7 protein-coding genes, 1 tRNA gene and 2 pseudogenes are annotated in these 7564 nt (G+C 62.3%); 4 read left to right on the forward strand and 6 right to left on the reverse strand.

Annotated elements, in window-relative coordinates; all coding sequences use genetic code 11:
- Positions 1-91: 91 nt before the first annotated feature.
- Complete coding sequence (locus ET21_RS0103595) at positions 92-1204, forward strand: ROK family transcriptional regulator (RefSeq protein WP_030538618.1); 1113 nt, start codon at positions 92-94, stop codon at positions 1202-1204.
- Between the two features lie 40 nt (positions 1205-1244).
- Positions 1245-1394 carry a hypothetical protein gene (locus tag ET21_RS27560; RefSeq protein WP_156029007.1) on the forward strand — a complete coding sequence of 50 codons (150 nt, stop codon included), beginning with the start codon at positions 1245-1247 and terminating at the stop codon, positions 1392-1394.
- Positions 1395-1448: 54 nt separating this feature from the next.
- On the opposite strand, the pseudogene ET21_RS28350 reads toward ET21_RS27560, so the two are convergent.
- The 4 genes and pseudogenes from ET21_RS28350 to ET21_RS0103615 all read right to left on the reverse strand — a co-directional run.
- Positions 1449-1564 (reverse strand): annotated as a pseudogene (locus tag ET21_RS28350) (IS630 family transposase); the annotation flags it as partial.
- 246 nt (positions 1565-1810) lie between these two features.
- A tRNA-Glu gene (locus ET21_RS0103605) sits at positions 1811-1885 on the reverse strand.
- Positions 1886-2178: 293 nt separating this feature from the next.
- Positions 2179-2967 carry a SapC family protein gene (locus tag ET21_RS0103610; protein ID WP_021240005.1) on the reverse strand — a complete coding sequence of 263 codons (789 nt, stop codon included), beginning with the start codon at positions 2965-2967 and terminating at the stop codon, positions 2179-2181.
- 125 nt (positions 2968-3092) lie between these two features.
- On the reverse strand, positions 3093-4532 hold the full coding sequence (locus tag ET21_RS0103615; protein ID WP_030538619.1) for an FAD-binding oxidoreductase: 1440 nt from the start codon (positions 4530-4532) through the stop codon (positions 3093-3095).
- Positions 4533-4605: 73 nt separating this feature from the next.
- Here ET21_RS0103615 and ET21_RS0103620 point away from each other — a divergent pair, with 73 nt between their 5' ends.
- Positions 4606-5040 carry a hypothetical protein gene (locus ET21_RS0103620; RefSeq protein ID WP_021240007.1) on the forward strand — a complete coding sequence of 145 codons (435 nt, stop codon included), beginning with the start codon at positions 4606-4608 and terminating at the stop codon, positions 5038-5040.
- Between the two features lie 120 nt (positions 5041-5160).
- Positions 5161-6534: a DEAD/DEAH box helicase gene (locus tag ET21_RS0103625; protein ID WP_021240008.1), complete on the forward strand. Its 1374-nt coding sequence runs from the start codon at positions 5161-5163 to the stop codon at positions 6532-6534.
- A gap of 192 nt (positions 6535-6726) precedes the next feature.
- Here ET21_RS0103625 and ET21_RS26925 read toward each other — a convergent pair.
- A pseudogene (locus ET21_RS26925) lies at positions 6727-6888 on the reverse strand (JAB domain-containing protein); the annotation flags it as partial.
- A gap of 489 nt (positions 6889-7377) precedes the next feature.
- Positions 7378-7564 (reverse strand): hypothetical protein (locus ET21_RS28355; RefSeq protein ID WP_237751482.1); only part of this gene is annotated, 187 nt, incomplete at its 5' end.

Consider the following 7564-nt stretch of genomic DNA (forward strand, 5'->3'; position numbering starts at 1 on the left):
GACGATGCCATGTGACGTTTTTAATTATTATTGTGAAAATAATTAAACCCGCATAACGGATCGACGCATTTCACCGGCGGCGAGCATCGGCATGGGGTTTCCCTCCTTGGACAAGGACCAGCGGCGCATTCTCCAGATGCTGCGAAAAGCGGGGCCGCTGTCCCGGTCCGCGCTGTCGGCCGAGCTGGAGATCAGCGGCGCCGCGCTCACCCGCCTCTCACGCGATCTGCTCAGTCTGGGGCTGGTGGAGGAAGTGCCAGGGTCGGAAGCACAGGGCCGCGGCCGTCCCGCCATTCCTCTGCGCCTGGCGGGTCATGGCGGTTACGCGGTCGGGGCGACAGCGCATAAGGGCTTTCTCGATATCTCGCTGGTCGATTTCACCGGTGCCACCATCGCCACCCATCATGAAGCGGTCGCGCCGATCGACCCCCATCGTTTCGCGCAAAAGGTCCGGCGTATCACCCATGATCTTGTGGATCGCCACGGCCTGTTGGGCTGGCGCATGCTCGGTCTTGGCGTGGCAGTGCCCGGACCCTCACTGTCACCGGCGGGCGACCGGTGGAGTGTTGTCGACGTGCTACCCAACTGGCGCGACGCGCCGCTACGCGACATCCTCTCCGCTGAAATGGACTGGCCGCTCTGGATCGAGAATGATGCCAATGCGGCTGCCATTGCCGAATTTTATTTGGGGGGTCTGCTCAAGGATTTCGGCACCATCGTCGTTCTTCTGCTGGGCTTCGGGATCGGCGCAGGCGTCATTGTCGACGGGCGGCTGGTACGCGGTCAATATGGCGTGGCCGGCGAAGTTGGTTGCCTTTTTCCCGGGCATCTGCCGCGCCCCAGCCCGCTGGACTTATTGGCGACACTTCGCGGTGACGGCTGCGATCTGTCGTCGGTTGCCGATATCGACTTTGACGCCGCAGACCAGATGCCCACGATCGAAAGCTGGCTAGACCGGGCGGCCGCGCAACTGGAGGCTGTATGCAATACTGCCTTCGCATGGCTAGATCCGGGCGCAATCGTCCTCGCCGGCACCCTGCCGTCAGCCATTCTCCAGGGACTGGCCGATCGCCTTCATGGCGCCGATCTCGTGACGACGGTCCATCAACGCCGGCCGCCTATACGGATATCCAGCCTCCATGGCTCACCGATTACCTTTGGTGCAGCCCTTCTGCCTATTCATGCCTTATCCGCAGACGTGTGAACGATCGACGTGCGGCACAAGCCGCAGAGCGGCGATTGGTTTGGGCAAGATCATGCCGCCATCCACCACCCAGTGCCAGAAACACAGCGATTTGATGATCGATCAGCGTCGTCTGCGCTTCGGCCAGATCGACCTGCATGGTGGCGAGGCTCTTTTGCAGGTAGGGCTGCTTCCGCTTTCACGCCTTTAGCCCCTCGCGGCAGAAACCTGTAGCCGCCTGACATTCGTTTGATCGTGCCGAACGATTCTCGACGGCATCGCGAGAAAGCTCACGTGCTTTTCTGAGCAGGGCCTTGAGCTTGGCGAAAGCCATTTTGATGAGGTTGAGGTCGGACTGTAGGGCGGAAGGAAGAGCATCTGGCGCCGCGTTGCTCGTCGGGTCGCTCGAGCAGGTAGAAACCGAAAAGCTCAATCGGATTTTTCGGACAAGCTTGATCGAGAGTAAATGACCGGGAGGCGCTGAAATATGGTGTCTCCCGCCTAGTTGGTCATCCACGTCCTCAGCTATCTGCCAAAAAATCGGCAGTGATATCAGCCAGTAATTGGAAGCGCGAGCCAAGCGATTTCGCGTGACCCGGAAAACGATAAAAATATCAAATGCTTGCTTGGTGACCCCTACGGGAATCGAACCCGTGTTTCAGCCGTGAGAGGGCCGCGTCCTGACCGCTAGACGAAGGGGCCGCTGGCTGCGCTTGGCAGTGGGCAGGGGCTCGCGTTTAGGGGCCGGGCAGGGACGCGTCAAGGAAAACCGCGCGGCGGCATGAGGCTGATAAAAAACCACCCCATGCATACGCACGGGGTGGCCAAGGTTCAGGGAGGAGACGCCTCCAAAAGGGGGAGGCGCCCATACGACACACCCGAAAGGGGGGCAGGTGCGCCGTATGTTCGACAGATAGAGGAGGTCGCGCCGCCTTTCAAGTGGCGACTAACAACCTTTTGTCATAAACCACTGAAAAATATTCAATGTTTATGCTTTAGGCGTTGGCAGCCTCTGGCGTGGCGGTGACGGCGACGGGGCCCTTGCCCTGACCGACCTGCGCTTCGAACAGCTCGCGCATCAGTTGCAGCGAGAAAAGATGCGCGTGGATGAGGGGCAGCATGCCGTTCTGGTTGATCTTGCGAAGTTGATCCCCGCGCATGTCGCGCAGCTTTTCCTCATTCACCATGCGAAAGCCGCGATAGACGAAGGGCTGTTCGTTGCCGGGCACCTGGATGGCGACTTCGCCGTCCATCAGCAGGTCAAGATCCTTGAGGTCCTTCATGAACTGGCCGGTGCGGGCAGCGGCCTGTTCGAAATCCTCGCAGAATTTGAGCACGCCCTGGATCAGTTCGCTGGGCTTGCCGTCTTCGAACAGCGCCTGGCCGTCCTCAAACTCGCCAACGGCTTCGCTGGTGGGATCGAAGCAGAGCGACAGTTCGTCGCTGTCGGGCCGCAGCTTCGCCAGCATCCAGGGATAGCGGCGGACATAAGCGGGCACATAGGATGGGCCGCGCAGCTTGCCCTGATCATCGACGAAGGTGTTGACGCCTTCATTGAGCCCCATCAGTGCCAGGGGAACGGGTTCGTCGCCCGCCGAAAAGATGATGGGCAGGAATCGCTGGGCGCTGACAAATTCGTCCACGGTCAGCGGCACGGCATGCTGGGACGCGAGGAAGGGTGCGGCATCCAGCGTGCGGCTGTGATATCCGGCATGATCGACGCTGCTCAGCGGGATGAGATCATTGTAGAAAACCGGGAGGCTGTTCGCGGGCGCGCTTGCCATGATGCGTGTTCCATTCCTTGTGACGCAGCGCGATGGAATGCGCCGCCTGCCTGAAAACTGGTGATGCGATAAAGGCCTTGGCCCGGACAGGCAATCGCTTTGTCTGGCCGCCTTGCCCCGCAGGTTCAGCCTTCGCCGGGGCGCGGGATGAGCTTGTCCGGGTTCATGATGCCCTGCGGATCGAACGCCGCCTTGATCGCGCGCAATGCGTGGAGCCGGGCGGGACTCGCCAGCCGGCCCAGCTCCGCCCGTTTCATCTGGCCGATGCCATGTTCGGCGGAGATGGAGCCTCCCGCAGCGACGACCGCGTCGTGGACGAAGGCGTTGATGGCAGCGCCCTGCGCCGCGATCCAGGCGGGGCCGTCCGCCGTTCCTTTCGGCGCGCGGACGTGGAAATGGACATTGCCGTCGCCCAGATGGCCGAAGGAGGATGCGGTGGTGCCGGGGAAGGCGCGCTCCGCGGCGGCGGCGGTGTCTGTCATGAAGGCGGGCATCCGTGCGACCGGCACGCTGATATCATATTGCAGAGCCGGACCCTGTGCACGTTCCGCTTCGGAAAGCGATTCGCGGATGCGCCAGAAGGCTTCGGCCTGGGCTTCGTTGACGGCGATCGCGGCGTCGAGCGCTATCCCTTGATCCAACGCTTCGGCAAGGGCGCTTTCCAGCCGCTCGCCGGGGCCGGGCTGGCGGCCGCTGTCATGGTCCACTTCGATAAGGACGTGCCACGGCGTCCGGGTTTCGATGGGACAGCGGGTGCCGGGGATGTGGGACAGCACGTGGCCAAGCCCATCGTCGGCAATGACTTCGAAGCCCTCGACGCTGTCGCCCAGCCGCGCTTCGGCGTGGCGCAGCAGGGCGAGGGCGTCCGCTGGCGAGCGAACGCCCGCCCAGCCCACCGCCCGCGCCGCAATCGCGGGCACGAGGCGCAGGGAGACAGCGGTGATGATGCCCAACGTGCCCTCCGCACCGATCAGCAACTGCTTGATGTCGTAGCCGCGATTGTCCTTTTTGAGGGCATCAAGGCCTTCGAAGATGCCGCCGTCAGGGAGGACGGCCTCTATCCCCTCCACCAAGGCGCGCATCGTGCCATGGCGAAGGACCTGCGTGCCGCCCGCGTTGGTCGAAACGAGGCCGCCGATCGTGGCCGATCCCTTAGCGCCCAGGCTCAAGGGGAAGCGGCGCCCGATTTCGGCGGCGGCATCGTGCAGGGTGGAAAGGATCACGCCCGCTTCGCACACGGCCAGATTGTCGCTGGCGGAGATTGAGCGGATGCGGTTCATCCGCCGCAGGGAAAGGATGAGAGCGGACCCGTCGGGCGGCGGCGTGGCTCCGCCCACCATCGACGTGTTGCCGCCCTGGGGGACGAGCGGCACGCCAAGGCGCGCGGCCAGGGTGACGATGGCCGCAACCTGCTCCGTCGAATCGGGCTGAAGAATGGCGGCCGCCTGCCCATGGAAGCGCCCGCGCCAGTCGGTCAGCCACGGCGCGATGTCGTCAGCGCCAGTGACGATGCCCCTGGCGTCCAGCAGCGCGCGGAATTGGTCGATAATATCCTGTCCTATCATGCGCCGCTTATGCGCCGGAATTCATCGGCCGTTCAACCATTGCGGGATAGCGTGCCGCCCAAAGGGGTCCGATTTGCTTCATTCCGTCCTGCTGCTTCTTGTCGCGCCGTCGGGAGAATCCGTCCAGTTCGCGCAACTGACGATCCAGCAGCGAGTCATCATCCGCGTTCCGATGGCCAGGAAGGGGAAGGCACCAGCGCGCATTGACCCTGACGCCCGGCATATGTGGAAGGAGAAGAAGGGGCCGCGCTGCGTCGCCTTGCGATCGATCCGGTCGGCCAGCGTGGTCGTGGACCATGGCGTGGACCTGCTGCTGGCGGACAATCACCGTTATCGCGCCAGATTAGAGCGGGGATGCAATTCGATCGGCTTTTATTCGGGCTTCTATGTGGAGCCCGACGATGACGGGTCGCTTTGTTCGGGCCGGGACGCGTTGCAGGCGCGCAGCGGCCTTAGCTGCGGCATCGACGACATCCGCCGCCTGGTGCCCGCGGACCCTGATGATTGAAGGTCCTGATGGGCTGATGCTGCTCGATTTTCTTGACAAGTTGCCGATATTTCCGCAAGGCGCGCCCGATTTCCGTTGTGCAAGCGCGCCCGGCGGAGAGCCTCCTGTCCGGACCATTGAATGACTTTTGCCGATCTCGGCCTTTCCGATGAATTGTTGAAGGCCGTGAACGAGGCCGGATATGACACGCCTACGCCCATCCAGGCGCAGGCCATCCCTTCCGTGCTGATGATGAAGGACATTATCGGCATCGCCCAGACGGGAACGGGAAAGACGGCCAGCTTTGTCCTGCCGATGATCGACATATTGGCGCATGGCCGTGCCCGCGCGCTGATGCCCCGGTCGCTGATCCTGGAGCCGACCCGCGAACTGGCGGCGCAGGTGGCGGAGAATTTCGAGAAATACGGGAAGTATCACAAGCTTTCGATGGCGCTGCTGATCGGCGGCGTGCAGATGGGGGATCAGGTCAAGGCGCTGGAAAAGGGCGTCGATGTGCTGATCGCCACGCCAGGCCGCCTGATGGACCTGTTCCAGCGCGGCAAGATCCTGCTCAACGGCTGTTCGATGCTGGTGATCGACGAGGCCGACCGGATGCTCGACATGGGTTTCATCCCGGATATCGAGGAAATCTGCACCAAACTGCCCGCGCAGCGCCAGACGCTGCTGTTTTCCGCGACCATGCCAGCGCCGATCAAGAAGCTGGCCGACCGTTTCCTGTCCAGCCCCAAGTCGATCGAGGTCGCCCGGCCCGCGACCGCATCGACCAACATCACCCAGCGGCTGGTGAAGGTCGATTCGCGCAAGAAGCGCGAGGCGTTGCGCGCGATGCTGGAGGCGGAGGACGTGCAGAGCGCCGTCATCTTCTGCAACCGCAAGACGACCGTGCGCGAACTCAACAAGAGCTTGCAGCGCCACGGTTTCAAATCGGGCGAGATTCACGGCGATATCGACCAGTCGGCTCGCATTGCCGAACTGGAGCGGTTCCGCACGGGCGCCGTCAACATATTGGTCGCGTCTGACGTCGCCGCGCGCGGGCTGGACATCAAGGGCGTCAGCCACGTCTTCAACTTCGATGCGCCATGGCATCCCGACGATTATGTCCACCGCATCGGCCGCACGGGCCGGGCAGGGGCGAAGGGCGTGGCTTACACCTTCGTGACCGCGGATGATGCCGAGGCGATCGATAATATACAGAAGCTGATCGGACAGAAGATCGAGACGGTCGGCGCGCCCGCGAAGGCTGCTGCCGGACCGGACGCGAGCGAGGAATCAGGTGAGGACCGGGGGCGGCGCTCAGGCGGCCGCAAGGAGGAACGCGCCCGCGGACGGGACCGGGACGAGCGGCGGCGCGAGGAGCCTCGTGCGGCCCGGCCGGAAGCCAATGGCCCGCGCCCCCGCAGGCCTTCGCCTGAGGATGACGGGCCGGACGAAGGATGGAACGGGCCAGTGCCCGAGTTCCTGTCCTTTGGGTTTCAGGCTGAAGGTTCGGCCTGAGGCAGGGCGAGCGAAAAGCGGTCAGTTGCAGCATGTAAATCCCACCCGTGCCGTAAGGCGTGGGAAGAGGGGCCATGCCTGGCATGGTGAAGGCAAATAAGCGCTGACGTTGCGTATTTGCCCTCCGCCATCGGCTGCGCTGACGGTTCTCCTCCCCATCTTTGGATGGGAGATCAGCTTGGCTGCGACAGCTTACAATAATCCCTGCGCGCGCAGGCTCGTATGTCCCTTCTCGCCGATGATGATGTGGTCGTGAACGGCGATGCCGAGCCTTTTGCCCGCCTCCACGATCTGCCGCGTGATGTCTATGTCCTGACGGCTGGGTGCAGGGTCGCCCGAAGGGTGGTTGTGGACCTATCGGCGTTCTCGAAAATCGGCATACTAATCAATATGTTGCAACAAGACACGGTGGGAGTGGAGCCGTTAATAGGGGTATGTAATTCGCCTCGACTAGTCGAAAATTCGGTGTGCCCGTGCCGATCCCGCAAGGGACCGGACCTACACGCTGATGCATGACTTTCATGACTCATCGCCACTGCAACAACAAGGGCTGACCTCCGATGAGCCTGCGGACCGCAGTCGTCAGGTTTCTGAGGCCAGCCCCCATCTCAATTAGTGTCGGCCTCAGATTGATCTGTGGCGGCAGACGCGAACGATATGCGCCTGCACGCGGTCAAGTTTGACCGATCCCATCGATCGAGCTCGTCTGTAGGATATAAGATCGCCTTGCCGATCTTGATATATGACGGCCCGTTTCTCTTGCATCGCCAGTTTCGCAACGTGCCGTTGCTGACCTTGTTACGATAGCGTTCGACGACCTCTTCGCAGGTCAGATAAGCAGGGTCAGACACAGGATCTCCAAGCTAGAATGATAAATTGTGCAACAGCCTGTTGCACAAATGCAGGCACGATACGCATGGGCGCGGGCACTTCCACGATCCCGTCTAAAAGAGCGATCCGTCCGCAGTCGCTGACCTGTCCTGTGGATCGGCGTGCAAAAAGGACCCCGTTAGCGGGGTGATCGGCGTCT

Origin of the sequence: Sphingobium sp. DC-2, from assembly GCF_000722555.1 — a bacterium.
GTDB classification, from domain to species: domain Bacteria; phylum Pseudomonadota; class Alphaproteobacteria; order Sphingomonadales; family Sphingomonadaceae; genus Sphingobium; species Sphingobium quisquiliarum.

Bases quoted from the DNA above. Each gene is read 5' to 3' on its own strand.
- ET21_RS0103595 (WP_030538618.1), top strand. From the start codon at position 92: ATGGGGTTTCCCTCCTTGGACAAGGACCAGCGGCGCATTCTCCAGATG.
- ET21_RS0103610 (WP_021240005.1), bottom strand. From the start codon at position 2,967: ATGGCAAGCGCGCCCGCGAACAGCCTCCCGGTTTTCTACAATGATCTC.
- ET21_RS0103615 (WP_030538619.1), bottom strand. From the start codon at position 4,532: ATGATAGGACAGGATATTATCGACCAATTCCGCGCGCTGCTGGACGCC.
- ET21_RS0103625 (WP_021240008.1), top strand. From the start codon at position 5,161: ATGACTTTTGCCGATCTCGGCCTTTCCGATGAATTGTTGAAGGCCGTG.